General features: G+C 35.5%; 27 protein-coding genes, 1 tRNA gene and 1 pseudogene. 13 read left to right on the plus strand and 16 right to left on the minus strand.

The features are described 5' to 3' along the window. Positions 1-35 precede the first annotated feature (35 nt). Positions 36-158 carry a hypothetical protein gene (locus tag TH67_RS10530; RefSeq protein ID WP_257638006.1) on the plus strand — a complete coding sequence of 41 codons (123 nt, stop codon included), beginning with the start codon at positions 36-38 and terminating at the stop codon, positions 156-158. Positions 159-584: 426 nt separating this feature from the next. Here the strand turns inward: TH67_RS10530 and TH67_RS10535 are convergent, their stop codons facing one another. The 6 genes from TH67_RS10535 to TH67_RS01390 form a co-directional block, all read right to left on the minus strand. Beyond that, a complete protein-coding gene (locus TH67_RS10535; RefSeq protein WP_257638007.1) occupies positions 585-716 on the minus strand; it encodes a hypothetical protein in 132 nt (43 codons plus the stop codon). 148 nt (positions 717-864) lie between these two features. Then, positions 865-2,598 (minus strand): ATP-binding protein, encoded by a 1,734-nt coding sequence (locus TH67_RS01370; RefSeq protein ID WP_072594016.1) that lies wholly within the window; start codon positions 2,596-2,598, stop codon positions 865-867. Next, positions 2,598-4,274 carry a fatty acid--CoA ligase gene (locus TH67_RS01375; RefSeq protein WP_072594017.1) on the minus strand — a complete coding sequence of 559 codons (1,677 nt, stop codon included), beginning with the start codon at positions 4,272-4,274 and terminating at the stop codon, positions 2,598-2,600. The genes TH67_RS01370 and TH67_RS01375 overlap by 1 nt, the downstream gene beginning before the upstream one ends. Before the next feature lie 12 nt (positions 4,275-4,286). Further along, positions 4,287-5,516, minus strand: coding sequence for an OmpP1/FadL family transporter (locus tag TH67_RS01380; protein ID WP_072594018.1), 1,230 nt, complete (start codon positions 5,514-5,516; stop codon positions 4,287-4,289). Further along, positions 5,513-6,364 (minus strand): deoxyribonuclease IV, encoded by an 852-nt coding sequence (nfo, locus tag TH67_RS01385; RefSeq protein WP_072594019.1) that lies wholly within the window; start codon positions 6,362-6,364, stop codon positions 5,513-5,515. The genes TH67_RS01380 and nfo overlap by 4 nt, the downstream gene beginning before the upstream one ends. Further along, the gene (locus tag TH67_RS01390) at positions 6,361-6,831 is read right to left on the minus strand and encodes a hypothetical protein (protein WP_072594020.1); all 471 of its coding nucleotides are present in this window, start codon (positions 6,829-6,831) and stop codon (positions 6,361-6,363) included. Before TH67_RS01390 ends, nfo begins: the two co-directional genes overlap by 4 nt. A 68-nt stretch (positions 6,832-6,899) precedes the next feature. Between TH67_RS01390 and TH67_RS01395 the strand changes: the two genes are divergently transcribed. Next, a tRNA-Glu gene (locus TH67_RS01395) sits at positions 6,900-6,974 on the plus strand. A gap of 83 nt (positions 6,975-7,057) precedes the next feature. Here TH67_RS01395 and TH67_RS01400 read toward each other — a convergent pair. After that, entirely contained in the window at positions 7,058-7,618 is a 561-nt protein-coding gene (locus TH67_RS01400) for a manganese efflux pump MntP (RefSeq protein ID WP_072594021.1), read from the minus strand. Between the two features lie 109 nt (positions 7,619-7,727). On the opposite strand from TH67_RS01400, the gene TH67_RS01405 reads away from it, so the two are divergent. Both TH67_RS01405 and TH67_RS01410 read left to right on the plus strand, forming a co-directional pair. Then, positions 7,728-8,477 carry a DUF4197 domain-containing protein gene (locus TH67_RS01405; RefSeq protein WP_072594022.1) on the plus strand — a complete coding sequence of 250 codons (750 nt, stop codon included), beginning with the start codon at positions 7,728-7,730 and terminating at the stop codon, positions 8,475-8,477. Continuing rightward, complete coding sequence (locus TH67_RS01410; protein ID WP_072594023.1) at positions 8,474-9,355, plus strand: DMT family transporter; 882 nt, start codon at positions 8,474-8,476, stop codon at positions 9,353-9,355. The genes TH67_RS01405 and TH67_RS01410 overlap by 4 nt, the downstream gene beginning before the upstream one ends. Here the strand turns inward: TH67_RS01410 and TH67_RS01415 are convergent. Continuing rightward, positions 9,352-10,077 carry a class I SAM-dependent DNA methyltransferase gene (locus TH67_RS01415; RefSeq protein ID WP_072594024.1) on the minus strand — a complete coding sequence of 242 codons (726 nt, stop codon included), beginning with the start codon at positions 10,075-10,077 and terminating at the stop codon, positions 9,352-9,354. The two genes, TH67_RS01410 and TH67_RS01415, sit on opposite strands and share 4 nt — an antisense overlap. A gap of 46 nt (positions 10,078-10,123) precedes the next feature. Here TH67_RS01415 and TH67_RS01420 point away from each other — a divergent pair, with 46 nt between their 5' ends. Next, positions 10,124-10,516 (plus strand): acyl-CoA thioesterase, encoded by a 393-nt coding sequence (locus TH67_RS01420; protein WP_072594025.1) that lies wholly within the window; start codon positions 10,124-10,126, stop codon positions 10,514-10,516. On the opposite strand, the gene TH67_RS01425 is transcribed toward TH67_RS01420, so the two are convergent. Next, the gene (locus TH67_RS01425; protein ID WP_072594097.1) at positions 10,507-10,866 is read right to left on the minus strand and encodes a Fur family transcriptional regulator; all 360 of its coding nucleotides are present in this window, start codon (positions 10,864-10,866) and stop codon (positions 10,507-10,509) included. The genes TH67_RS01420 and TH67_RS01425 overlap by 10 nt on opposite strands. Before the next feature lie 147 nt (positions 10,867-11,013). Between TH67_RS01425 and TH67_RS01430 the strand changes: the two genes are divergently transcribed. The 4 genes from TH67_RS01430 to TH67_RS01445 are packed head-to-tail and all read left to right on the plus strand — an operon-like array spanning position 11,014 to position 15,048. After that, a complete protein-coding gene (locus TH67_RS01430; RefSeq protein WP_021090401.1) occupies positions 11,014-11,949 on the plus strand; it encodes a metal ABC transporter solute-binding protein, Zn/Mn family in 936 nt (311 codons plus the stop codon). 3 nt (positions 11,950-11,952) lie between these two features. After that, positions 11,953-13,458 (plus strand): nickel/cobalt transporter, encoded by a 1,506-nt coding sequence (locus TH67_RS01435; protein WP_072594026.1) that lies wholly within the window; start codon positions 11,953-11,955, stop codon positions 13,456-13,458. Then, positions 13,455-14,240 carry a metal ABC transporter ATP-binding protein gene (locus TH67_RS01440; RefSeq protein ID WP_072594027.1) on the plus strand — a complete coding sequence of 262 codons (786 nt, stop codon included), beginning with the start codon at positions 13,455-13,457 and terminating at the stop codon, positions 14,238-14,240. The genes TH67_RS01435 and TH67_RS01440 overlap by 4 nt, the downstream gene beginning before the upstream one ends. A 1-nt stretch (position 14,241) precedes the next feature. Continuing rightward, on the plus strand, positions 14,242-15,048 hold the full coding sequence (locus TH67_RS01445; RefSeq protein WP_072594028.1) for a metal ABC transporter permease: 807 nt from the start codon (positions 14,242-14,244) through the stop codon (positions 15,046-15,048). On the opposite strand, the gene TH67_RS01450 is transcribed toward TH67_RS01445, so the two are convergent. Together TH67_RS01450 and TH67_RS01455 are read right to left on the minus strand one after the other, a co-directional pair. After that, entirely contained in the window at positions 15,029-16,360 is a 1,332-nt protein-coding gene (locus TH67_RS01450) for an MATE family efflux transporter (RefSeq protein ID WP_072594029.1), read from the minus strand. The genes TH67_RS01445 and TH67_RS01450 overlap by 20 nt on opposite strands. 253 nt (positions 16,361-16,613) lie before the next feature. Next, entirely contained in the window at positions 16,614-17,063 is a 450-nt protein-coding gene (locus tag TH67_RS01455; protein WP_072594030.1) for a type II secretion system protein, read from the minus strand. Positions 17,064-17,204: 141 nt separating this feature from the next. On the opposite strand from TH67_RS01455, the gene TH67_RS01460 reads away from it, so the two are divergent. Next, positions 17,205-18,077: a cytochrome-c peroxidase gene (locus TH67_RS01460; protein WP_072594031.1), complete on the plus strand. Its 873-nt coding sequence runs from the start codon at positions 17,205-17,207 to the stop codon at positions 18,075-18,077. Continuing rightward, positions 18,067-20,487 (plus strand): bifunctional diguanylate cyclase/phosphodiesterase, encoded by a 2,421-nt coding sequence (locus TH67_RS01465; protein WP_072594032.1) that lies wholly within the window; start codon positions 18,067-18,069, stop codon positions 20,485-20,487. The genes TH67_RS01460 and TH67_RS01465 overlap by 11 nt, the downstream gene beginning before the upstream one ends. 3 nt (positions 20,488-20,490) lie before the next feature. On the opposite strand, the gene TH67_RS01470 is transcribed toward TH67_RS01465, so the two are convergent. Continuing rightward, positions 20,491-21,249 (minus strand): exodeoxyribonuclease III, encoded by a 759-nt coding sequence (locus TH67_RS01470; protein WP_072594033.1) that lies wholly within the window; start codon positions 21,247-21,249, stop codon positions 20,491-20,493. A 53-nt stretch (positions 21,250-21,302) separates the two neighbouring features. Between TH67_RS01470 and TH67_RS01475 the strand changes: the two genes are divergently transcribed. Next, complete coding sequence (locus tag TH67_RS01475; protein ID WP_072594034.1) at positions 21,303-21,665, plus strand: diacylglycerol kinase; 363 nt, start codon at positions 21,303-21,305, stop codon at positions 21,663-21,665. A gap of 1 nt (position 21,666) precedes the next feature. Beyond that, on the plus strand, positions 21,667-21,894 hold the full coding sequence (locus TH67_RS01480) for a replication/maintenance protein RepL (protein WP_072594035.1): 228 nt from the start codon (positions 21,667-21,669) through the stop codon (positions 21,892-21,894). Positions 21,895-21,921: 27 nt separating this feature from the next. On the opposite strand, the pseudogene TH67_RS10540 reads toward TH67_RS01480, so the two are convergent. The 4 genes and pseudogenes from TH67_RS10540 to rpsT form a co-directional block, all read right to left on the minus strand. Next, a pseudogene (locus tag TH67_RS10540) lies at positions 21,922-22,156 on the minus strand (FAD-binding protein); the annotation flags it as partial. Between the two features lie 173 nt (positions 22,157-22,329). After that, positions 22,330-22,749 carry a TOBE domain-containing protein gene (locus tag TH67_RS01490; protein ID WP_072594036.1) on the minus strand — a complete coding sequence of 140 codons (420 nt, stop codon included), beginning with the start codon at positions 22,747-22,749 and terminating at the stop codon, positions 22,330-22,332. 343 nt (positions 22,750-23,092) lie between these two features. Continuing rightward, positions 23,093-24,160, minus strand: a complete 1,068-nt coding sequence (prfA, locus tag TH67_RS01495) for a peptide chain release factor 1 (protein ID WP_072594037.1) — start codon at positions 24,158-24,160, stop codon at positions 23,093-23,095. 13 nt (positions 24,161-24,173) lie between these two features. After that, the gene (gene rpsT, locus TH67_RS01500) at positions 24,174-24,443 is read right to left on the minus strand and encodes a 30S ribosomal protein S20 (RefSeq protein WP_004317319.1); all 270 of its coding nucleotides are present in this window, start codon (positions 24,441-24,443) and stop codon (positions 24,174-24,176) included. Between the last annotated feature and the right edge of the window lie 105 nt (positions 24,444-24,548).

The raw sequence follows: 24,548 nt of genomic DNA on the forward strand, positions 1-24,548 counted from the left end.
AAATGTTTGTTTGTAAAGGTTACAGTAGTAAATTTATGGCAAGCGAGCGAGTTAAATTTGTAACTGCATTTGTCTTGTTTGTCGCTTTTGTAAATTTGCATAGATCAAAACAAAATTTAATGCAAAAATATACGCAACTAGAGGCAACAAAGCGATAAAACAGCTTATATAAAAATTTATCTGCCTAAATGTAAGTTGCAGAGCGTATAAATTTCAAAATTTAGGATTTTTGAAAAATGATTGTTTGCAAAAGGACGCGGTAGTAAATTTAAGGCAAGTGAGTTAAATTTATACAAAAAGCCTATGGGCGAGTGTCTATCCTATCGTAGCTTTTGCTAAAATTTAATTGTAAAAAATTCCACATTTAGTTTGGCGAGCACCGATATTTTTAGACTTTGCCTTGTGAAGTAAAGCGTATATTTAAAAAAGCGTAAGAGAAAAACCTCTTTTTACTTTGTCAAAGATCGAATTCGCTTCGCCTTTTCTATAAATTTTAGTGGCAGGCTTCTTTTAAATTTAATAGATAAAAGCAAAATTGATATCCGTATTTTGTCTTTGTGGTAGTGTAAAGCCTGCAAGATACTTTAGAAAAATCTAAGAGCAAAATTTATCTTTTCATTCTCATCAAAGCTCAAATTTAGCTCACTTTCCCTGTTGCTTCTAAGGACATGCTCCGTATAAAAACAAAATTTCACACTCTCGGCACTTATCTGCATTTTTCATCGCTAAAGCTTAAATTTATCTCGTGCTTTTCATGTTTTTAGTGGCGAAACTCGTCTAAATTTTTATTGAGTGAAGCAAATTTCTTATAAGCGTCAGCGGTTTTGTGTAGTGCAAAGTCAAATTTATAAAATAAGATAAGGCTTAAGAGCCAAATCCCATCTTTTTATCCTCGCCAAAGCTTGAGTTTAGTTCGCGCTCTATCGTCGTTTTAAAGTCCTCAAAGGTAAAAATCCCATCATCTTTTATCGCCACTTTTAAAGCGGTATTTTTTAGTGCAAGGACGATCTGTGCGCCACTTAGGTTAAACTCAGCCAGTCTTTCTACGCTAAAGCCATCTTCAAAGCTCGCATTTTCAGGCAAAATTTTACGCCAAATGGCAAGCCTGCCGTTATAATCAGGCTTTTTAAACTCGATCTTATAATCAAACCTTCTAGAAAACGCCACGTCAAGGCTTTGTAAGAAATTTGTCGTAGCGATCAACACGCCTTCAAAGCGCTCGATCTGCTCTAAAAAGATATTTTGCATTTGATTATGCATCTTTTCAGCCCCGCTTGAGCTCTCCACTCTCGTGCTTAAAAACTGATCGGCCTCGTTTAGTAAAAGCACCGGCTCGCTGCCACTTTTTTTGCAAATTTCTTTGTAAGTGTCAAAAATTTTCCTTACATTTTGCTCGCTCTCGCCGACATATTTGCTTAAAATTTTTGAGCAGTCAAAGCTTAGAATTTGCTTCTTTAGGCTCTTTGCAAGCCCAACTGCGCTCATGGTCTTACCAGTGCCAGGCTCGCCGTAAAAGATGATCTTGGCATCTATGTTTTTTCTAGTTTTTATGCCCCAGCTGCTAAGTCTGGCGAGTACTTTTTTATCTACTTGCTTTAGTATCGTGCTTAAAAGCTGCTTTGTCTTTTCATTTAGCACGACGTCTTCTAGGCTAGTTACCGGCTCAATGAGCTCAAAAATTTCTTGCTCTTTTACCAGGCTTTCGATCTTGATTTTCTTGCTGTTTTTGTCATTTTTTGGGTGCATTATGCTTTGCAAAATTTCTTCGTTTATAAAAAAGCTCTTGCTAACGTTGCCATAAGCGTTTAAAACCTCGTCATAATCGATCAGCGCACCTTCAATGAGCCTTGAGCCGTCCTCTAAAAGAGTGCGATTTTTGATGCGTTCAAGCTCGTCTTTGCTTATTAGTCCAACTAGTGTGTTTAGATCACGGCCGTTTTCAAAGTCGCCTGCGTACTCCTCTTTTAAAAGGGCTAAAAATATGATCTGCTCTTTTTCATCCAGCGAATTTTCTTTAAAGATTTGCTCTATTTTTAGACTAATCTTGCTTAGTTTTACACGCTCATTTATACGCTTTGTAAGCTCAGAAATTTGCTCATTTATACGCTTTTTGGCATCACTTGAGCTGTTTTCAAAAATAGCAGCCTTTGAGTAAAGCTCTACCTTTAAAAACTGATCTTTTAAATACTCCAAATGATCCTCATATGGCGTAAGCTCTGGTAAATTTATATCAGCGTTGCCATCTTCTAGAATTTTTAAAAACGTGCTTGAGAGTGAAATTTCAGAATGAAGCAACGAAAGAAGCCCTTGAGCTGAAGCCCTTTGCGTACTCTCAGGTATTTTAAAAAGACTATAATTTTGTACAATCCAACCGCTATCAAGCAAATTTTTTATAAATTTTAGATACAAAAGCTGCTTATCATTTTGCGTGCCAAAGACTGCTCCAAGTAGCTCAAAAACGCTCATATTAGCTGTTCCTTGCACATAAGCTTTACTTAGATATTTTAAAATTTCTCCCTCTTCATCGCCGCACTTTATCAGCTCGTAAATTTTGCTTTTTTTGAGGTCCTGGTTTAAAAAATCAAGCAAGTATTTCACTAAAATTTATCCTTCATCTGCTCTATTTGTTCTTTTAATACACGTTTTAGCACCTTACCAGTAGCATTTCTAGGCAACTCTTCGGCAAAATAGATACTCTTTGGTATCTTGAAATTTGCTAAATTTTTCTTCAAATGCTCCCTTACTGTTTTTTCATCAAGATCCATACCATCTTTTACTTGTATGAAAGCGACGACCTCTTCATCAGCATGTACATCTTTTACGCCAATTACCGCTGTTGCTTCAACTGCTTCAAGTTTGTAAATAACCTCTTCGATCTCACGCGGATAGATGTTGATACCCTTTGATATGATAAGATCTTTTTTGCGATCAACGATATATATAAAGCCTTCTTCATCGACTTTGCCAAGATCTCCGGTCTTTAACCAGCCGTTTATGATGGTCTCATCAGTGATGCTTGGCATACCATAGTAGCCTTGCATGACGCAGTCGCCCTTTACAATGATCTCACCGATCTGGCCAATTGGAAGCTCCATCATCTCATCATTTACTATCTTTACCTCATAACCATCAAGCACAGGCCCTACACTTAAAAGCTTTTGTTTATCATATAAATTTGCAGCTACGACTGGTGAGCATTCGCTAAGGCCATATCCCTCGACAAGTGTTGCACGCGGAAATTTCACTCTAAAGTCATCTATCGTCTGCTTTGCAAGCGGAGCCGCACCACTTACAAATAATCTAATGCGGTTAAACCATCTAAAATACCAAGGAATTTTTGCTTTACCAATAGCTGTATAGATGGCTGGGATTCCCAAAAATACAGTTACACGCTTTAGCAAAGTTTGTTTTAGTACATTTGAAAATGGAAATACTGATTTTACAAGAACCATCGAAGCGCTCGCGAATATCGGAAGCAACACCATTGCAGTTAGTGTAAAACTATGAAACATCGGTAAAAAGACTATGAAACGATCGCTTTTTTTCACTATAAAACGATCATGGGCTCCAATTAAATTTGAAAAGATATTTCTATAGCTTATCATCGCACCCTTTGGCTTGCCAGTAGTGCCTGAAGTGTAAATTATATGCATTAAATCATCTATTGCCGGATGCTTTGCGATACTAAGAGCATATTTGTGATTTAGAGTTTCTGTAAAATTTATGTTTTTAATGAGCCCATTATTTTCATAGCCCTTACTCATATCCTCTTTTGAAATTTGAGGAGTTGAAGTGAGATACGCGCTCTCGCCATACTCTTCGTCAGTGTCTATATATTCATCTTTTGAAGCACTTTGAAGCTTCTTTGGTATTGCTCCGATCCATATTATCTTTCTTAAAATTTCAAGCTCATTTAATGCGATTAACTCTTTTGCAAGCGAGCTAGACGCAAAAAGCACCTTTGCACCGCAATCATTTATGATATATTCAAACTCATTTGCTTTTAAAAAAGTATTCATAGGCACTGCGATACCGCCTATTGCAGTTATCGCAAGGTATGAAATAATAAATTCTTTCGAGTTTGTAACCGCCATAGCCACTTTATCACCAAATTTTACTCCAGCAAGTTGCAAATAAGCTGCCACTTTATCGACATTTTGCTTTAATTCGCGATATTTTAGTTTCTCTTTTTCTTCAAAAAGAGCTACTTGATTTGGATTTTCCTTTGCTACTTTGGTTAAAATTTCATAAAAATTATTATAAGAGTATCGCATTATTGACCCTAACTAAAACGTATATTTAAAAGTCGTACCAAGGATTTGGATCGTACCAGTATCAAATTCCCCTGACATTTTTCCATTAGCTGTTGAAATACTTGTTGCACGCTTTTTGTCACGGTGTTGATAAACATATCCAAGTGCCATTTCAAGATTTGGTGTAAATTTATAATTTACTCCAAAAGAATACACTTTAGACGTAGTATTTGGAAGCTCTAAGCCAGTATGCTTGCTACTTGTAATGTCCTCATCATAAGCAAAGCCAGCCATTAGTCTAAATTTTTCATTTACGTCGTAGGCAAGACCTAGTCTATATGTATTTGTATCTTTTGCGTTTTTAATAACTGGATCGTCCATGAATCTTGCAAAAGCTGGATGCGAGTGAGCTGGACCTTTATCCATGTATTCAAAGTCATAGCCTTTAAATTTAGACCAATACGTCCTCTCAAAAGCTAGTAAAAGAGTAAAGTCGCTAAATTTATAGCCAGCAGCAAGCACAAGCTGTGCAGGAAGTGGGATCTCGACTCTAGTCTTTCCATGATAACTTATAGACGCAAACCGTCCTTTAAAATCAGCATCTGTATGGCCCTTAAGTTCCAAATTTACCTTTGAGCGGTAAGTAACAGCAAAGCTTAAATCCTCAATAGGTCTATAAGTAAGTGCGACATTGTAACCGTAGTCCATGCCATCGCCTTTTATCTCCCTATAGCCTATCTGTCCAAAATCACTTGCAATCTTACCTTTACTATAAACACCCCTAGCACCAAGAGCAATAGCAAGTTTATCGTTTATACGATATGCAACAGTTGGATTTAGCTCAACAACTTGCAGCTTAAACCTTTTAGCGGTAAATGCAGTAGCTGGATCCTCCCATGATACACCAACAGCAGCAGGAACGGCAAGAGCTAAACCAAATTTCCAGTTTTCATAAATTTCTGGCGTTACAAAACTAAATGTACCAGCTAGTGAGTCAAATTTTTCTGACTTGTAGCTTTTGCCACTATCACTTTTAAACTCGAGCTTATTTATATGAAACCAGCCAAGGGTACTTTCTAGATGATGGCGTCCATCTAAAAACATCATATTTGCTGGGTTAAAATACGCCGCATCAGCTCCAAAACTAAAGGCCACGTTACTAGCAGCAAGACCTAAAGAATCAGCACTTTGCTCAGGAACCTTATAACCTCCAGCATTTAGCAAAGTAGATGCCATAATAATGCTTAATAGCACTTTTTTCATAGTTTTTCCTTTTCGAAATTTCTTAAAATTTTTATCTCGTCTTCCCAAATACTCTCGTCAATCGTCTCTAATATTAAAGGAATTTCGCCTATTTTATCATCATTTATTATATTTTTAAAAGCACTAAATCCAAGCTCACCCTTGCCAAGGCTCTCGTGCCTATCTTTTTTCGAGCCAAGCCCAAATTTTGCATCATTTAAATGCATGCCAGATAAAAATTTATAGCCAATGATCGCATCAAATTCCCCCATAGTTTTAGCGTAGGCCTCTTTACTTCTTAGATCATATCCAGCAGCAAATGCGTGACAGGTATCAAAGCAAACACCAACCCTACTCTCATCTTCTACTCGCTCTATTAAATAAGCAATCTGCTTAAAACTAAAGCCTAAATTTGAGCCTTGTGCAGCTGTATTTTCGATGACTAGCTTTACACCGCTTGTGCGCTTAAGTGCCACGTTCATGCAGCTTACGATATTATCTAAGCACTCTTTTTCGCTTATTTGTTTTAGATGTGAGCCTGGATGAAAATTTAAAAGCTCTAGCCCAAGCTTACTGGCGCGATCTATCTCATCCACAAAGGCTTCAAGCGACTTTGCTCTTGCCTCCTCATCCGGATGGCCTAAATTTATCAAGTAACTACTGTGTGGCAAAACATGCTTTGTGCTTATGCCAGAAATTTTTAGATTTTCTTTAAACTGCTCTATTTCACTAGCACTTAGCTCTTTTGCATTCCACTGGCGTTGATTTTTTGTAAAAAACGCAAAGGCATTTGCTCCTATTTTTGCAGCATTTAACGGAGCGTTGAACACGCCTCCAGCCGCACTTACGTGAGCTCCTATGTATCTCATTTTAACTCTTTTATTATCACTCTTATTTTATTTTTGCTATCTATAAATTTGACGTAGTTGTCGCAAACCTCGTATTTTATAAAATATGAACTTAGATCTTGGCTAAAACCACACTCCGTATTTATCAAGCCTTTGCCATCATAAATCTTTTCTTTTTGCAAAATTTCTTCAAAAAGGCTCTCATAGTGTGGGGCTAGAAAAAATTTCTCATTAAACTCAGTCTTGTTAAAGCAAGCATTATTTATGCAAATTTTATCTCTTATGCTTATGTTTGCAGTGTTTACTCCGGAGCTATAAATTTGCAAATTTAGCTCATTTTTATATTTATGGAAAAATCCAACGTCATTTATCTTGATCATCGGCGAAAATAAAGTAACTTGAAAAGCTTGTGAATTTTGCGGCGTTTTGGTAGCTACGCAACCTGTAAAAATAAAAACAGACAACAAAGTAAATAAAAATTTTTTCAAAAATTTTTCCTTATTAAACTAAAATTAAGTATAAAAGAAATATAATCCCAACTTCATAACCGACATGTGGCCCATTCGTCTAGCGGTTAGGACATCGCCCTTTCACGGCGGTAACACGAGTTCGAGTCTCGTATGGGTCACCACTTCTAGAAATCAAAATCTTATCCATATAAGCTTTAAAATATAGTTAATCTTAAATATTATTTTTAATTGTTATTTTAAATTTTTATTGAACTGCGCCGCTTTCAATTAAATGCGTTATTAAGATTTTAAAACCTAGAAAAATTAATATCGATCCTCCCAAAAAGAGCGCCTTTTTCTCTAAAATTTCACCCATAAATTTACCTATATAAAAAGCAATCAAACTTAATGCAAAGCAGACTACACCGATGATAAGTGAGCTCTGAAAGATGTTTATCTCTTCAAAGCTAAGTGTGACGCCAACGGCAAGAGCGTCTATACTAGTAGCAAATGTTCCATACAAAATAGTCTTAAATCCTATCTTAAGATACTCGCACTCCTCTTTACTACAGGCCTCTTTAAACATTCTAAAACCAAGAAAACAGAGTATAAAAAATGCAATAAAATGATCAACCGAGCTTATAAATTTTGCAAAACTAACACCTAAAAGATAGCCAAGAAGCGGCATAAGAAACTGAAAAAAACCAAGTATAAAAGCAATAAATAAAATTTTATTAAGAGCTAAATTTTTATATCTTGCACCATTTGCCATATTTAGTGCCGCACTATCCATACTAAGAGCGAAGCTAAGAAGTAAAAGTTGCATAATCTCCCTTTAGAAAAAGGGTGAATTCTAGTGCAAAAAGATTAAATTTATTTTAAGTGTTTAGATATTTTTTGTATGATTTTGCTTTAAATTTAAAAAAGGAGAGAAGATGAAAAGATCTCTTGTTATTCTTTGTGGCGCGCTTGCTTTAAATTTACAAGCCACAAATATGGACGATATGATAAATAAAGGCGTCAAAATAGCCACTCACGCATCAAGTGGCGATTATAAAAGCCTAGTTAGCGAGGCACTAAATGCCGCTGTTAGCGAGCTTTCAAAAGAGGGCTTTATAAACAATGCCACAGCTAAAATTCCGCTCCCAAAAAGCCTTGAGATGGCGTCAAATTTAGCCAAAAAAGTAGGCGGCGAGAAGTGGGCGCAGGACCTTAGCAAGTCGATAAACAACGCTGCGACCACGGCCGTGCCAAAGGCTGCTGAAATTTTTAGCGAAAGCATAAAAAATATGAGCGAAGCAGATGTCAAAAAGCTCTTTAACGGCGGCAGTGACAGCGTTACGAAATATTTGCAGCAAAGCTCCAGCCAAAAGCTAAAGGCGGCATTTACGCCAATAATTGAGAAAATGATGAGCGAAAATAGCTTTGCGACTGCCTATAACGGGCTAAATTCTTTCATCGGCGGCTCAGCAAAAAATAATGAAACGATAAAATCAGTAAAGAGCCTAGCTAAAAATTTAGGTGCAAGCGAGTATGTGCCAGATGATGGCGAGGATCTAAACGCATATATCACGAGAAAGACGCTAGATGGGCTATTTAACGTGATGAGCAAGAAGGAAAAGGGGCTAAGAAGCGGCTTTAGCCTAGATAGTGGCAAAAAGGTGCTAGATTCGATCTTTAAATGAAAAATTTAAGCACACAAAACAAAGCTGACATCGCACTCATCGTAGTTGCCATCGTTTGGGGCGCTACGTTTTTACCTATGGCAAATGCACTAAGAACAAATAGTGTCTTTGTCATGCTCTTTTGTAGATTTTTTATTTCCGCTATCTTTATGGGACTTATAGCATTTAAATTTTCTAAAATTTTTGATAAAAGAAGTGTAGTTTATGGCATTATCCTTGGCGTAGTTCTTTTTGGTTCGTTTGTTGCTCAAACTTACGCTCTAAAACTTACTTTTAGCTCAAGTGTTGCCTTTATTACAGGGCTTGAGTGTGTGATCGTGCCTTTTATGACAGCACTCATTTTTAAAAATAAAATAACCATTTTTGCTATTTTTGGTGCACTTATTGCTATTTTTGGGCTTTGGCTTTTAAGTGGAGCCACTCTTGCTTTAGGAGCTGGCGAGGTACTTGCCCTACTTTGTGCCATATTTTACGCACTTTACACAAGCTTAAATGGCCACTTTGTAAGAAAATGTGAGCTTTATTTGCTTGTATTTGTAGTATTTCTCACTGTCTCTTTACTCTCATTTGTCTTTGCGTTCATTGAAGGTAGTGTGGTGCCAAATTATGATAGGGAATTTTTTATAGCAATTCTCATCACTGCATTTATTGGCACCATTTTTTGCTACTTTGTTCAAACCATCGCTCAAAGATATACAACAGCCAGCAAAGCAGCTTTATTTTTCTGTCTTGAACCAGTTTCTGCTGGCTTTATCGGCTATTTTTTCGCTGATGAAAAGCTAACACTCATACAAATTTTTGGCGCAATCTTAATAATCTTTGGAGTTATTTTTAGCGAATTTGGTAAAAAATTTTTCTCTAGGTCAAAACTAGCTTAAAAGACAAAAAGCTTCATCTGCGACTCTATTTTCTCATCTATAAACTCGCCATCAAATCTCTCTTTTAACATCGCTAAAACCGCCTTTTCATCGTAGTTTTTAGCTCCGTTTATCTCAAGGTGCCAGCAGATATTCTCAGCAGCTTCCTGCATGCTTCGTCTAGCGATCCTTGTCTCGTTTAAAATTTCACTCTTATAAGCAATTCCTTGCTCATTTAGCCACGCTTCAAGCCTATTTACAACATTTTTTTGAGAGAGAGTGCGTCCAAATTTTTTAAAAAATGGCTCAATCAAATCAGAGCTTCTAGGCTTATCCCAGCCAAGGTAGAGTTTTTGATTTGCGATATTATAAAATTTAACAAAATCTTCATCGCTAGCAATCGCTGGACTCATCGTACAAATTGCAATATCAAAGTGCTTTGTAGGCTTAAATTCTCTCCAAGAGCAAACCTCACTAGTTAAATTTGTCACGCCAAATCTTTTAGCATCTTCATTTAAAATTTCTATCATATTTTTTGAGCTATCAATGCCAGTTATATCTTTTGCAATTTTTGACAAAAATATCGTCCAAACACCGGTACCACAGCCTATATCAAGAATTTCTTTACCGCTAAAATCAACTCCCCAAGCTAAGGCTTTAGCAAAAATTTGTTGCTGAATAGCACTTACTTTGCCATCAAACCTTTGATAATTTGACGCCTTTTTATCCCATAAATTTTGCATTTTAGCTCCTTATTTTTGGTTATAATTCTAGCAAAAAAGGCCAGAAATGAAAGATTTTATCTACAAAGTAATAATTCCACCACAAGCCATTGATATGCACGGACACATGAATAATGTCTATTATTTCACACTTATGCAAGAGGCTGCATTTGCGCACTCTGCAGCGGTTGGCGACACGGTTGAGGCGCAGTATAAAAGAGGCGAGATCTGGCTCATTAGAAAAAATGAAGCCAAATATATAAAAAGCGTAAAATTGATGGATGAGATAGAAATTCATACTTACACACAAGCTGAAGGCAAGGCGACTTCGTGTAGATATTTTGAGTTTAAAAAAGATGACGAGCTAATAGCAACCGGCAAGACCGAGTTTGTCTATATCGATCTAAAAACAAATCGTCCAAAAGCCATTCCAGCTGAGATCATCGCTCTTTACTCGTGATCACACTCATCACAAACGCCTTTTATCACGGCGCTTTTTATATTTTTAGCGACGTTTAGATGGGGCATATCGATGTTTGTGACTTTATGACAGATATCGCAGATAAAGTACGCTTTTGCCTCATTTGCTAGTTCGTAGTAGCTTTTATGATTATTTTCAGTTTTTATGACAAGGCCTTTTTTTTCAAAAATTTCTATGCTTCTATAAAAAGTAGTTTTATTTGCATTAAGGCTTTCTAAAATTTCATCATAACTTAATGGAGTTTTGGCATTTTGCAAAATTTCAACGAGCTTTATGCGAAAAGTAGTTGCTTTGATACTATGCTCTTCTAAGAAATTTCTTGCATTCATCCTTACCCTTTTTATTTTTTGTATATTAACGCTAAAAGTTTTAAATTTCATTTAAAAAGCACTATATTTAGGCTTTTGTTCTTTAAGTTGCAACCAAGTTGCAATCTGCTAAACTTCCGCAATATTTTTTCAAATAAAGGAGAGATGGTGAGAAAGATTTTTGTTTTTTTAGCAGTTTGCGCTTTGTCGCTTTTTGCAAAGCCAGTTGTTACGACTAGTATATTGCCTACAAAATTTTTTGTTGAGCAAATCGCTGGTGATACACTAAGCGTAAATACAATGGTTGGCAAAGGTGCTGATCCGCACACTTATGAGCCAAAGCCAAAACAGATGAAGGAGCTTGAAAAGAGCGAGCTTTACTTTGCTATTGGTATTGAGTTTGAAGATACTTGGCTAGAGCGTTTTTCAAAATCTTTTAAAAATTTACACATTGTAAAAACACAAGAAGGCATCGAAAAGATAGCTATGAGTGATGAACACGAACATCATGAACACCATGAACATCACGAGCACAAGCACGAGGGCGAGCATAAACATGAGCATCACGAGCATCATGACCATGACCACGAAGCTGGCGAACATCATCACCATCATCATGACGGCCTTGATCCGCACATTTGGCTTGATCCAGTTTTAGTAAAAACTCAAGCTGATAATATAGCCAAGGCATTAATAGAGAAATTTCCGCAAAATGCAAAGCTCTATGAGGAAAATTTAGCTAAATTTAAAGCTAATCTTGACGAGCTTGATAGCTTTATCAAAAATACTCTAAAAGATGTTAAAACTCGCGAATTTATCGTATATCACCCATCTTGGGGATATTTTGCAAAACGTTATAACTTAGAGCAAATCGCTATCGAGATAGAGGGCAAAGAGCCAAAGCCAGCTGAGCTAAAAGAGCTCATAGAAGAAGCTAAAGAGCACGGTGTAAAGGTCATTTTCGTGGCTCCGCAGTTTCCAACAAAGGCTGCAAATTTAGTAGCAAAAGAGACTGGCTCAAAGGTCATAAGCATTGATCAGCTCCCAGAAAATTGGCTAGATGAGATGAAAAAAACAGCAGAAATTTTTGCTAAGAGTCTATAAAAAATGTTAGCACGCCTGATTGTCATTTGCTTCTTCGCTATAAATGCCTTCGGGTGTGCTCTTTGCTCACTTTATAGCCCAACCGCTCACGTGAGCGTTAAATTTGACTCAAATGAAAACAATATCACTACAATTGCCTTTTCATGGATATTTTCACAAAATTTCTCAGAGCTTATGAGGCAAAATTTTGACCTAAATCAGGATGAAAAGATAGATGAAAGCGAGATCAAAAAGATCCGCTTAAATTTACTTGATTATCTTGTGCCAAGGCACTATTTAACGAATATTGAGTACTTTTACAAAGATGAAAATGCTACAAAGCTTGAGTTAAATTTAAAAAAGTATAAACTCTATTTTGATGAGGGTAGATTAAAATTTGATGTTAGTTTTAAGACAAATTTGCTTATCAAAGATGGCTTTGTGGTGTCTGTCGAAATGGACGACAAAGAGGGATATTTTAATTTTAAATTTACACAAAACAACGCATTTTTAGTGTCAGATCAGTTTTGGACGATACCAAATCCAAATGCAAATTTAATATTTTTTACATTTTCAAGTAAAGCTGTAGCCAAAGCTCATAACGAAAAACCTGCATTAAAAGAGCTTCTAAAAGAGCCAAACTCAGTAAATTTTGAAGATGAAAATTTAAGCCAGATCGATAAAATCGATGAAGCTAAGTTTGATCTTGTTTCAAAAACAAGTCTAAGCATGCTTGATAGATTAAAGCAAATTCTAAGAAATTTTGATCAAAAAAGTCCGCTAACTCTGCTATTTTTAGCGCTCATATCATTTGGTTATGGCTTTTTGCATGCTGCATCTGCAGGACATGGTAAGGTGCTTACAAGCTCCTATTTTGCCGCAACTGGTGGAAGCTACGCCAAAGCCTTTTTCTTCTCTTTAAAGATCGGATTTTTACATGTTGTGGGTGCGTTTATTTTTGTGCTTGCTAGTTTTATGATATTACGTGAGATCAGTAGCGATCTGACAAAAGATACAGCAAGTGTTACGACAGCATTTTCTGGCGTTATTATCTTTTTTGTAGCGATTTTTATGCTTTATAAAAAGGTCAAAATTTATCTTTCAAGCAAAAAAGAGTTAAATAAATTTTATATTTTTAGCTCAAGTTTAAGCCAAAATTTGAGTAAAAATACAAAATTTACTAGCGACTGTGGCTGTAATATCTGTACTACAAAAAAACCAAAAAACAAAGAAGAATGGCTGGTTGCGGCTGCTGCGGCACTTATTCCTTGTCCTGGTACGATACTTGTCTTTGTGCTAGCAAATGAGCTAGGCAGCTATTTTGCAGGCGTTATAAGTGGCGTATTTATGGCACTTGGCATGAGTGCAGTGATATTTTTAGCGGCTATTTTTGGAGCCAAGATAAACGAGAGCACAAATATTAAGTTAAAAAAGTTTAAAATCTATGCCGAATTTATGGCACTTAGCGTTATGCTTTGGCTTGGACTTTTTATTTTTACTACGACATTTACGCAAAAGAGTCTGTTTTGAAAGAAATTATAAAAATTAGAAATTTAAACTTTAGCTACGATAAGCAAGTGGTTTTAGAAGGTATCAATTTAGATTATAGTAGCGATGAGTTTTTAGCTATCATAGGCCCAAATGGTGGCGGTAAAAGTACGCTTTTAAAGCTTATCTTAGGGCTACTTAAACCTCAAAGTGGCGAGATAAAGCTCTTTGGAAAAGAGCCAAGTGAAGTCAGTAAATTTATAGGTTATGTGCCTCAAAATTTTCTCTCAAATCAAAGCTTTCCAATGATGGTTTTAGAAGTAGTTTTAATGGGGCTAATAGACAAAAAAATTTTTGGTTTTTACTCGCGAGGTGAGAAACAAATGGCTCTTGCTGCCCTTGAGAAAGTTGGCATGAAAGAATTTGCAAGCGCTAGAATTGGTGAGCTAAGCGGTGGTCAAAGACAGCGTGTATATATCGCAAGAGCGCTTTGTGCAAATGCAAAAGTTCTCGTTTTAGACGAACCAACAGCTAGTATCGACACAAAGGGCCAGGCTGAAATTTATGAAATTTTAAAAAATATAAATGCAAGTGGTGTTGGCGTAGTTTTAGTAAGTCACGATCTAAATATCGTGCTAAATTATGCTACAAAAATCGCCTATGTGAGTAAAAATTTACATATTCATAAAACTCATGAAGATACTGCAAAAAGAGAATTTATAGAGCATTTAGCAAAATCTCATAGCCATTTTTGTGACGTTGAGATCGCACTTGGCGAATGTGAGTGCAAAATCAAAAGTAATGTTTTTAAGCTAAAGAGATAAAATGAGTGAAATTTTAGAGTTAAATTTTATGCAAAATGCCTTTATTGCTGGCATTTTAGTTAGTATCATTTGTGGGCTCATAGGCTCGCTCGTTGTTATAAATAAAATGACTTTTATCGCTGGCGGTATCGCACACGGAGCATATGGCGGCATCGGACTTGCTTTTTTCTTCTCGCTTGAACCACTTCTTGGAGCTAGCATATTCTCACTCTTTTTAGCCCTTATAATCGCCACTATCACATTAAAAGATAAAACCAACATCGACTCAGTTATCGGTGCTATTTGGGCATTTGGCATGGCTATTGGTATCATTTTTATCGATTTAACTCCGGGATACAATGCCGATCTTATGAGCTATCTTTTTGGCTCCATCTTAGCAGTGAGCGGACAAGATATAACGTTTATGAGTATTTTGGATATCTTATTTTTAACGCTCATTGCCCTTTTTTACCGTCAATTTGTAGCTATTAGCTTTGATGCAGAGTTTGCAAAGCTGCGCGGCGTAAATACAACATTTTTTCACTATTTATTAGTATGTATGATGGCACTTTGTGTGGTGGCTACGATCCGTGTTGTTGGGCTTATTTTAGTCATCGCTCTTCTTACTATACCGCCATATTTAGCACAAATTTTTGCCAAAAGACTGGGGCTGATGATGCTAATCTCTACTATCTTTTCAGTCGTTTTTTGTTTTAGCGGTCTGTTTATTAGCTTTTATTTTAACCTAACAGGTGGAGCTAGCATAATCTTAGTTGCTTCACTTTGCTTTTTTGCTTTTTGTTTTAAATTTAAAAGCTTACGCCAGTAGCCCTTCTTAGCTGATAAAGCGTCCAAAAGACGAAGCAAATGGCTGTGAGATAGACACTAAAAAATAGAGCCAGCCATATAAATTTTATCTCAAGATTAAAATAGAAAACTACTGCGTAAAAAAGTGATCCTTGAAGTACAAATTGCCTAAATCCATTTAGCAAAAAGATAGCCACTGGACGTTTTATGGCCTGAAGAGTGCTGCCTGAGACATTTATCGTGCCATAAGCTACGTAAGCAAGAGAATTTATACCAAGATAAAGCCCTGCTATTTCCAAAACTGCCGGTGTATCATCAAAAATTCTTATCATATCTTCACCAAAAAATCTAATAAAAACACAAGCAAATGCACAATAAATAAGTAAAAAAAGAAGCGAAATTTTATAGCATTGCTTGGCTCTTTTAAAATTTTTAGCACCATAGTTTCTTGAAACGATACTTAAAACTGCTGCGGCCATACCAATGGTCGGCAATACCAAAATTTGCTCTATCCTTAAAGCTATGCCATATCCTGCTACGGCATTTACGCCATAGTAACTTATAAATTTTAAAAGCACAAGTGAGCCAAGCGACATCGATAGATAGTTTAAGCAAGCTGGTAGAGCTTGCTTTGTAATCTTTGCCCAAATGCTAAAATTTGGCACAAAATAGCTTAAATTTCTTAGCTCGATCATCTTAGCTTTTTTAACTTTTGCAAAAAGGTAGATCATGCCCAAAAGCTGAACACTAGCTGTTGCTAGAGCGAGTCCTTTTACGCCAAGATCCAAAATGAATGCAAAAAAGTAGCAAAAAAATGCATTGATAAAAAGGCCATAAAATAGCCAATTGCGGTAACTTTTTGTATCTCCAAGTGCCACGAGTACGCCGTTTAGAGATTTAATAATCAAGAAAAACGGTGTAGCAAGAAAGATAACACCTGCGTAATCAAGAGCCTCTTTTAAATAGTGATGATCGGCTCCTAAAAAAGTGAGCAAATTCGGTGCTAAAAAATAGCCACAAAACCCCATAAAAATAGCAAATACTAACACAAAGATAATTCCATTTGCCGCATAAAATTTAGCCATTTTTACTTTTCCTGCTCCAAGACTATTGCCTATTAGCGCAGTTAGTGCTGAGCCAAAACCAAGCCCAATGCCTACAATACTTAGATAAAGTAAAAAGCTCATAGCCATACCAGCTACGGCAAGGGTAGAAATTTTTGCTGCAAAAAATGTACCAGTGACGTTATAAAGAGTATTAAACATCATTGCGGTGCCAGCTGGAAGCGAAAGCGAGATGATGAGCTTATTTAACGGGTCTTTTAGTAAATCCATGGCTTGATTTTACGTTTTTTATCTTTAAAATTTGTAAAGGATAAAAATCGATTAAATTTAATAAAAAGCCATTGCCTATTTAGTAGAAGTTAAGATTTGATACCTTTTGGCAACGCATTAAATCTTAGAAAGCTTATTTTTATGTATATAAATTATTTGTGTAAAAAATTTGTATTTCTATCAGTCTTTGTTGTATTAAAAATTTAGTAGGCCAAAAATCATAAAAAGCAAGGAAAATACCTTGCTAAAAATTTTATTTATATTTTATGCCCATGCCACCAAATTTAAGTGTATTAGCTGTCTTGTTGTCGGTAGTACTTTCGATTAAGGCTTTAACATCTACTAAGCCTGGCAAGCCCCAAACTTGTTTGCAAAGACCGCCTGTTTTTATAGTTATTCCTATCTCACCAGTAGTATTATTTCCAGGACGTACTTCTAAACACTCATCATCTTTTGCTTTTACTGGTGTTTTTACATTTGACATTTTTTTGACAGCTTCTTTAATATCCGAATCAGTAGCAAATTCACCTTGCGAAGTATAGTAAGAACCCAAGTCCGAAATAAGTGTTTGTATATTTGAAGCGGTTTTTGATATCTCTGCATCATCCCTTGTTGCAGCTAATTTTGGTATAGCAACCGCAGCTAATATGCCCAATATAACGATCACGAAGATCAACTCAATCATCGTAAAGCCTTTTTTCATGACTTCTCCTCCATGAAATATAAATATTTTCTAAATCGAGCGAATTGTATCATAAATTTCAAAAAAACAATAAAATAATGTACTATATAAAAAATCAAAAATTTGCCGATATAAAAAAGAAAATTAAAATTTAGGGGCGTTATGAAGGGCGTTATACTTTGTCTATTTATCATCACGATTTCATTTTGTAAATATGAATCTTATAAACCTCTCACGGTAGTAAAATATAATGAAGAAAAGGCTCTGCTTGGTAAAAAACTCTTTTTTGACAAGAGACTAAGCCCAAATGAAAACTACTCTTGCCAAACTTGTCATAACTTGTATTGGAATTTAAGCGGAAGCAACCAAGATAGCATGGAAAAAGGCACTTTAAATCCTCCAACCATATTAAATGCTGCAGCAAACTATCTATTTTATAGCGATGCAAAGATTAGCAATTTAAAAGATCAAGTAAAAGAGTCCATAACTTCTAGAATAGAACTAAACTCGGATAACGACAAGATAGTGGATTCTGTAAATAACATCTCTGAGTACAAAATTTTATTTAAAAAAATTTATAATGACGGCATTAATTTTGATAATATTGCAGATGCAATAGCTGAGTTTGAAAAGGCTGTCTTAAGTGTTGATTCGCCATTTGATCGTTTTATATCAGGTGATAACAATGCCATAGATGATAGCGCAAAGAAAGGATTTGAGATATTCAATAATATAGGCTGTGCCGCTTGTCATAATGGTAGAAATTTGGGAGGAAATTTGACACAAGATATTGGCCGAGAAAAAATTTCTGCCTTAGATACAAGCAAAAGATTAAGAAGAGTGCCATCACTAAGAAATATTACAAAAACTGCCCCATATTTATCCCATGGAGAGATAAATGATCTAAAAGAGGCTATAAGCTTTATTGGTAACTACCAGCTAGGATACGTTCTTAGCAAAGATGAAATTGATGCTTTATACTCATTTTTTCTGACATTAAATGGTAAAAAGCCTAGGATACTAAATGAGTACTAAACGAATAAAAACCATACTTAGCGTCTTAACAGCTATATTTTTCATTAGTGCATTTTTTATATATAAAGCAAATATAGCTATTGGTGCAGCTCATAAATTTGATGATGGAATTTTAAATCTAAAATTTATAGACAATGAGATAACTTTTTCTTTGAATAATATTTATGATGTCTCAAACTACGACAAACTCAATGCTGACATAAATTCTTTTGATACAAATTTGAGCAACCTTTCAATGCTTAGTGATGAGATGTTGTTATTTCATCAAAATGAAATAACAAAAGATCTACAAAACATAAAAGATACATTTATTAAAAAAGTATTTTTTACACAAAGATCAGCTTATGTAAACTCATCTATAGATTCTTATATCCAAATAAGTCAATATGAAATACAAAATCTCGCACTTCCAAATAAGCTTGAGGCTGTATTCTATGCGATAAAAGGCGCTTTGATGCTTAGTCCTGAAGTAATAGATGAAATTTCAAAGCAAATAAAAATGTATAAAAATGAGTATAAAGATAACCAAAAAGCTCAAAATATATTAGACAAGATGCTTTATGCGACTCAAGCTACAAAAACTTTACGTACAATCTCAAATAGTGCAAAAGAGCTACATCTTGATAATCTAATAGAAAATTTTAGAAACAAAATCCTAGAATTTCACTCTGATGAGGTGAATAACGCAAAAATAGCTCAGATAATTTGCCTACTTACATTTATAATATTTTGTGCATTTGGCCTCTATCAAATCAAAATGGCCTCAGAGCGTTTAAGACAGATAAAACTCTTAAGATCCACGGTTGAAAACGATCATAGCTCTATTATCTATTGCGATAAATACAATAGGATTTCATACGTAAATAAAACCTTTGAAGAAAAAACTGGCTACAAGCTAAAAGAAATAATAGGCAAAAACCCTAGAATACTAAAATCATATATGCACCCGCAAAGCTTTTATGAATCTATAAAAGAGGCTGTGCAAAAATCTCTACCTTGGGAGAGCGATGAGCTTATAAGTAGAACAAAAAGCGGTGATTTTTTATATGAAAAGGTAAAATTTTCGCCATTTTTCTTTAAAAATAAATTTGAGGGCTATATAGCGGTAAAACTTGATAGGACTAAAGAGACACTGATACTAAACGAGCTAACTCAAAAAAATGAACAAATAAAAATACAATCTTCAATCGATAAACTAACAGGCTTTGGCAATTACTTTGCTTTAACTGAAATTTTAGACGCACAAAAAGATGGAGTGCTCATTTGCTTAAGCATTAAGAATTTTAAAATTTTAAGATTCTTTTATCAAACTAAGATTATCGATGCAATGCTAAAAGCAGTAGCTGATACACTAAAGCTTTGTATAGATACTTCTGAGATAAAAGCAAAGCTATTTAGATTTCAAGATGACGCATTTTATATATGGTATGAAGGTGATAATATCGTAAGAGATATTGAATATATTAGAGAATATTTTGGTTCAAATAGAATAAATGTCGCTATTGATGAAAAATTTGAAAACTTACCAGGCATAAAGATGGTGTTTGGTGTTTCATTGCCAAACGATACCCCACAAACTAACCGCCTAATGCAATCAGTCCTTGCAAATCAGCTCGCAATAGAAAATGGTAGCAATATTTACTACTATCTAGAAAATGACGCCATTGAGATGAAATATCACAAAAACCAGCTGGCAGTTCAGCTAATCGAAGATGCGTTAGAAAACGATAGAGTCATAGTAGAAGCACAAGGCATCTTTAACTTAGAAGAAAATGAGACCGAAGCAAAGTATTATGAAGTCTTGGTTCGTATAATCGATCAAAATGGCAAGATACACTATCCGGGCGAATTTTTAGATATTGCTATGAAAACTCAGTTATATCCGCAAATAACCAAAAAAGTTATAGCCCTTGCATTTGATTTAGCCAAAAAATATCCAGACTATACATTCTCAATAAATTTATCTAATACAGACATAGCCGACGCTAGTATGAGAGAGCTTATAGAAAATAAACTAATAGAGTGCAAAGATCCTAATAAAATTTGTTTTGAAATGCTAGAGAGCGAAGAGCTTAGCGACTATGTTGCGGTAAATTCTTTCATAAAACGCGTCAAAGGCTATGGATGTAAAATTTCGATTGATGACTTTGGCTCAGGATACTCAAACTATTACCGAATTTTGGAGCTTGATATAGACACCATAAAGATAGATGGCTCGATAATCAAAAAGCTTCCATTTGACGAAAATGCTAGAGTTCTAGTAGAAACCATCGTAAGCTTTGCAAAAAAACAAGGCTACAAAATAGTAGCCGAGTTCGCAAGCTCAGAAGAAATTTTAAACCAAATCAAAAATTTTGGAATACCTTACGCACAAGGTTTCTTACTGGGCAAGCCTCGTAGAATGGAATAGTGGCTAAATTTCTATATCTATCCCGACTGGGCAGTGATCGCTGCCTGTGATCTCTGGCAAGATAAATGCGTCTTTTAGCCTATCCTTTAATCCTTGCGATATAAAGAAATAATCAATCCTCCAGCCGACATTTTTTGCCCTTGCGCTAAAGCGGTAGCTCCACCACGAATAAGCGTCCGTAATATCGCCATTTATGGCTCTAAAGGTATCTATAAAGCCACTTTTTAGCACCTCATCTATCCACGCTCGCTCGATAGGCAAAAAGCCTGAAGTTTTAGAGTTTGCCTTTGGGTTTTTAAGGTCGATCTCGCGGTGAGCGGTATTTACATCACCACAAAATATCACCTCTTTGCCGCTTTTTATAAGCTCTTTGCAGTAAGCTAAAAATTTCTCATAAAAATCCATTTTATAGGCTAGGCGCTCGTCATCATTTTGTCCGTTTGGAAAATAGATATTAAAAAGCACGATATCATTAAATCTATGCTCCAAAACACGCCCTTCCGTGTCGTCAAAGAAGGCTGCCTTTTGTGTAGAAATGTCAAAATTTGCTAGGCTCATCACGCCAGAGTATCCGGCTCTCTCGCCTGAGTTTACACTTATATCTTTAAAGCCAAGGTTGTAAATTTCCTTTGGTACGTCACTTTCTTTGACTTTAATCTCTTGAAGCGCCAAAAAATCAGGCTTTTGCTCCGTAAGCCACGCGAAACCATCTTTTATTACAAGTGCTCTAAGGCCATTTACATTCCAGCTAATAAGTTTCAAATTTCATCCTTTTTTTAATTATAATTATGCCAAAAATCGCAAAAAGGAAAGTTATGAGAAACCAGCCAGAGTATAAATTTTTTAAAAATTTTGGCTATGCAAGAGAGGGTTTGGCTGAAATTTTCAAAAACGAAAAGAGCTTTCGCATAGAAATTTGCATATTTTTGATGGCTACGATCTCGCTATTTTTTTGGAAATTTGACCTTATTTTTAATCTATTTTTGATCTTTAGCATGGCATTTGTGCTAGTTTGCGAGTGCCTAAACTCGGGCCTAGAGCGAGTGACCGATCTTGCAAGCCCAGACTATCACGCCCTAGCAAAGGCTGCAAAGGACGCTGGAAGTGCGGCCGTGATGATCTCAAATTTCTTATGTGGCGCGCTTTGGTGCGTGGCAATAGGATATAAATGGATCTAGCATGAATGAAGAAATTTACAAGGCAATAATTGGCGAGAAAAAGGTAGAAATTATAAATTTGCTAGTTAAAAGCTGTGATGAAAATGGCTTCATTGTAGTAAAAATTTCAGAAATTTGTGAAAAGCTAGATGTGAGCAAACCAACCGTGATAAATACCTTTAAGTTGCTTGAAGAGAAGAAAATTTTTGAGCGAGTGAAAAACGGAGTTTATAGATTTAAAAATTTATAGTGGTGAGCAAACGCTTACCGCATCTTTTTATCCTATAGTCTTAGTAGTGATCATGCCAAATGTTAAGTGGTCAGTTATCATGACTGGACCTAGACGAATGGCTCATAAACGCCACCTGTGATCTCGCCAGCTGCATATAAATTTGGTATAGGCATAGCTGTTTGAGAGCTTATGACTTGGGTTTTTGTGTTGATATTTGGCTGCCTATTGTTTGGTGAACTTTTGGCGTGCCATGTTCTGCTTAAAATGGCGGATAGGCTATAAAAGTAAAAAATAATATAAATCTTCCTATAAAATTTTTAAGTAAATAGCTTTAAAAATATTCACTACGGCTTATTTAAATTTATAACTTAGTTGATAAATTTTAGAGTATTTTGGTTTTAGTTTAAGAATAGATTTTAATTTAGAATGAACGGAGCAAAATTGCTCCGTAAATTATTTAACACCAACTATGATTTGAGTTGCTTTGATAATTGCAGTTACTTTATCTCCTGCTTTTAAAGCTAGGCTACTAACTGACTCTCTTGTAATGATAGCAGAAATTTTGCTGCCATTTACATCGATAATAACTTCAGCATTTACAGCTCCGTCTTTTATCTCGCTTACAGTGCCTTTTATTTGGTTTGTAGCGCTAAGCTTAATGCTGTCATCTTTTGAAACGATAACGCTTGAAGCTTTGAATAAAAAGATAGCTTTTTTGCCAACTTTAAGATCAAGACCTTTTTCACTATCAACTGTAACAGTTGCTTTTAGCACTTCACCACCTGCAAGCTTAGCAGATATTAGCGAATTTACCGCACCTGTTCTTACCTCTGTGATCTCAACATTTAGTTGATTTCTTGCACTTATTGACATTTTGTCTCCTTGTTTTGAATTAAATTATGGTGAAATTGTAAGGTAGAATTATTAAGCAAAACTTAAAAGCTATTTATACAAAATTATAATATCAAAAATAAAAATTTTATACTTTTAAATGCCCTATAAATCGCTATTTGAGAAATAAAATCTAAAAATTTAATTTATATTATTTTAAAAAAAATGAGAAAAAATATTACTAACTACTACTTCTAAATATCTATTTTTGTAAAATTCTTGTAAATTTGGCTTTAAAGCTGGATAAATTTAAAGATATTTTTAAGTTAAAGTAATGTTTTTAGATAAAGAAAAAATATAAAATTTGAAGTGTAAATTTAAAAACTTAAATGCCAGCTTCAAGCATCGCTTCTGCTTGATAGTGAGTGATAAGCGGCTCAATGATCTCGTCAAATAGCCCTGCAGCCATGATCGCATCAAGGCGATAAAGTGTTAAATTTATGCGGTGATCGCTTATGCGGTTTTGCGGATAGTTATAAGTTCTTATCCTACCTGAGCGGTCTCCAGTGCCGACCTGACTCTTGCGCTCGCTAGTCTCTTTAGCAAGTCTCTCTTGCTCTTGCATCTCGTAAAGTCTAGCTTTTAGCACCTTCATCGCAGCTTCTTTATTTTTGTGCTGGCTCTTGCCATCTTGGTTTGTGACAACAAGTCCAGTTGGTATGTGCGTGATCCTAACGGCACTATCAGTTGTATTTACTGACTGACCGCCGTGACCTGAGCTTCTCATCACATCGACTCTTATATCATTTGGATTGATCTCGATCTCACTATCCTCGACCTCTGGCATAATAGCCACAGTCACAGCCGAAGTATGCACCCTGCCCTGGCTCTCAGTCTCTGGTACACGCTGAACCCTATGCGTGCCGCCTTCAAATTTTAGTCTTGAGTAAGCACCTTTGCCTTTTATAAGTACGATAATCTCTTTAAAGCCGCCAGTATTGCCTTCGCTTTGGCTAACGATCTCAAATTTATATCCACGAAGCTCTGCGTATCTGATGTAAGCGTTAAAAAGATCTCCAACAAATAGTGCAGCCTCATCGCCGCCAGTGCCTGCGCGAATTTCTAAAAATATATTTTTATCATCGTTTGGATCTTTTGGAAGAAGTAAAATTTTGATCTCTTCTTCAAGCTTCTCTCTTGAAATTTCTAAATTTTTAAGCTCGTCTTTTGCAAGCTCACCAAGTTCAGAGTCCTCAAGTAGGGCTTTATTTTCATCGATGTCTTTTAAAATTTCTAGATATTTTGTTGAGGCAGATGCGACTGGTTCGATAGATGATTGCTCTTTTGAGAGCTTTGTCATCTTTTCGATATCGTTTGCTATATTTGGATCGCTAAGAAGCGTAGAAATTTCATTATAGCGATCCAAAAATGGATGAAGTTTATCAGCAAACATTAAATTTTATAAATTAAGCAGCTTTTAGAGTATTTACTAATTGTGCAAGACGACTAACGCGACGAGCAGCAGTTTGTTTCTTCAAAAAGCCTCTACTTACGAAGCTGTGGATACTTTTATTAGCAACTTTTAAAGCTTCATTTGCAGCATTTAGATCTTTAGCTTCTACAGCTACACGCACTGCTTTTGTTATATTTTTAAGTCTTGTGCGGTAAAATCTATTTCTTTCTGTTCTTTTTATAGTTTGTCTAGCTCTTTTTTCAGCAGATTTATGGTTTGCCATAATATACCTTTTTGAATAATTTTAGTCGGTGATTATATTAAAGATATAATAAATTTAACCTTAATTTAAGTCATCCTTAATGAAAGTAAAATTTTAGATTTTAAA

The organism is Campylobacter concisus, from assembly GCF_001891085.1.
Taxonomy (GTDB): domain Bacteria; phylum Campylobacterota; class Campylobacteria; order Campylobacterales; family Campylobacteraceae; genus Campylobacter_A; species Campylobacter_A concisus_O.

Bases quoted from the DNA above. Each gene is read 5' to 3' on its own strand.
- TH67_RS10530 (WP_257638006.1), top strand. From the start codon at position 36: ATGGCAAGCGAGCGAGTTAAATTTGTAACTGCATTTGTCTTGTTTGTC.
- TH67_RS10535 (WP_257638007.1), bottom strand. From the start codon at position 716: ATGCAGATAAGTGCCGAGAGTGTGAAATTTTGTTTTTATACGGAGCAT.
- TH67_RS01375 (WP_072594017.1), bottom strand. From the start codon at position 4,274: ATGCGATACTCTTATAATAATTTTTATGAAATTTTAACCAAAGTAGCA.
- TH67_RS01380 (WP_072594018.1), bottom strand. From the start codon at position 5,516: ATGAAAAAAGTGCTATTAAGCATTATTATGGCATCTACTTTGCTAAAT.
- nfo (WP_072594019.1), bottom strand. From the start codon at position 6,364: ATGAGATACATAGGAGCTCACGTAAGTGCGGCTGGAGGCGTGTTCAAC.
- TH67_RS01400 (WP_072594021.1), bottom strand. From the start codon at position 7,618: ATGCAACTTTTACTTCTTAGCTTCGCTCTTAGTATGGATAGTGCGGCA.
- TH67_RS01405 (WP_072594022.1), top strand. From the start codon at position 7,728: ATGAAAAGATCTCTTGTTATTCTTTGTGGCGCGCTTGCTTTAAATTTA.
- TH67_RS01410 (WP_072594023.1), top strand. From the start codon at position 8,474: ATGAAAAATTTAAGCACACAAAACAAAGCTGACATCGCACTCATCGTA.
- TH67_RS01415 (WP_072594024.1), bottom strand. From the start codon at position 10,077: ATGCAAAATTTATGGGATAAAAAGGCGTCAAATTATCAAAGGTTTGAT.
- TH67_RS01420 (WP_072594025.1), top strand. From the start codon at position 10,124: ATGAAAGATTTTATCTACAAAGTAATAATTCCACCACAAGCCATTGAT.
- TH67_RS01425 (WP_072594097.1), bottom strand. From the start codon at position 10,866: ATGAATGCAAGAAATTTCTTAGAAGAGCATAGTATCAAAGCAACTACT.
- TH67_RS01435 (WP_072594026.1), top strand. From the start codon at position 11,953: ATGTTAGCACGCCTGATTGTCATTTGCTTCTTCGCTATAAATGCCTTC.
- TH67_RS01445 (WP_072594028.1), top strand. From the start codon at position 14,242: ATGAGTGAAATTTTAGAGTTAAATTTTATGCAAAATGCCTTTATTGCT.
- TH67_RS01450 (WP_072594029.1), bottom strand. From the start codon at position 16,360: ATGGATTTACTAAAAGACCCGTTAAATAAGCTCATCATCTCGCTTTCG.
- TH67_RS01455 (WP_072594030.1), bottom strand. From the start codon at position 17,063: ATGAAAAAAGGCTTTACGATGATTGAGTTGATCTTCGTGATCGTTATA.
- TH67_RS01460 (WP_072594031.1), top strand. From the start codon at position 17,205: ATGAAGGGCGTTATACTTTGTCTATTTATCATCACGATTTCATTTTGT.
- TH67_RS01465 (WP_072594032.1), top strand. From the start codon at position 18,067: ATGAGTACTAAACGAATAAAAACCATACTTAGCGTCTTAACAGCTATA.
- TH67_RS01475 (WP_072594034.1), top strand. From the start codon at position 21,303: ATGAGAAACCAGCCAGAGTATAAATTTTTTAAAAATTTTGGCTATGCA.
- TH67_RS01480 (WP_072594035.1), top strand. From the start codon at position 21,667: ATGAATGAAGAAATTTACAAGGCAATAATTGGCGAGAAAAAGGTAGAA.
- TH67_RS01490 (WP_072594036.1), bottom strand. From the start codon at position 22,749: ATGTCAATAAGTGCAAGAAATCAACTAAATGTTGAGATCACAGAGGTA.
- prfA (WP_072594037.1), bottom strand. From the start codon at position 24,160: ATGTTTGCTGATAAACTTCATCCATTTTTGGATCGCTATAATGAAATT.
- rpsT (WP_004317319.1), bottom strand. From the start codon at position 24,443: ATGGCAAACCATAAATCTGCTGAAAAAAGAGCTAGACAAACTATAAAA.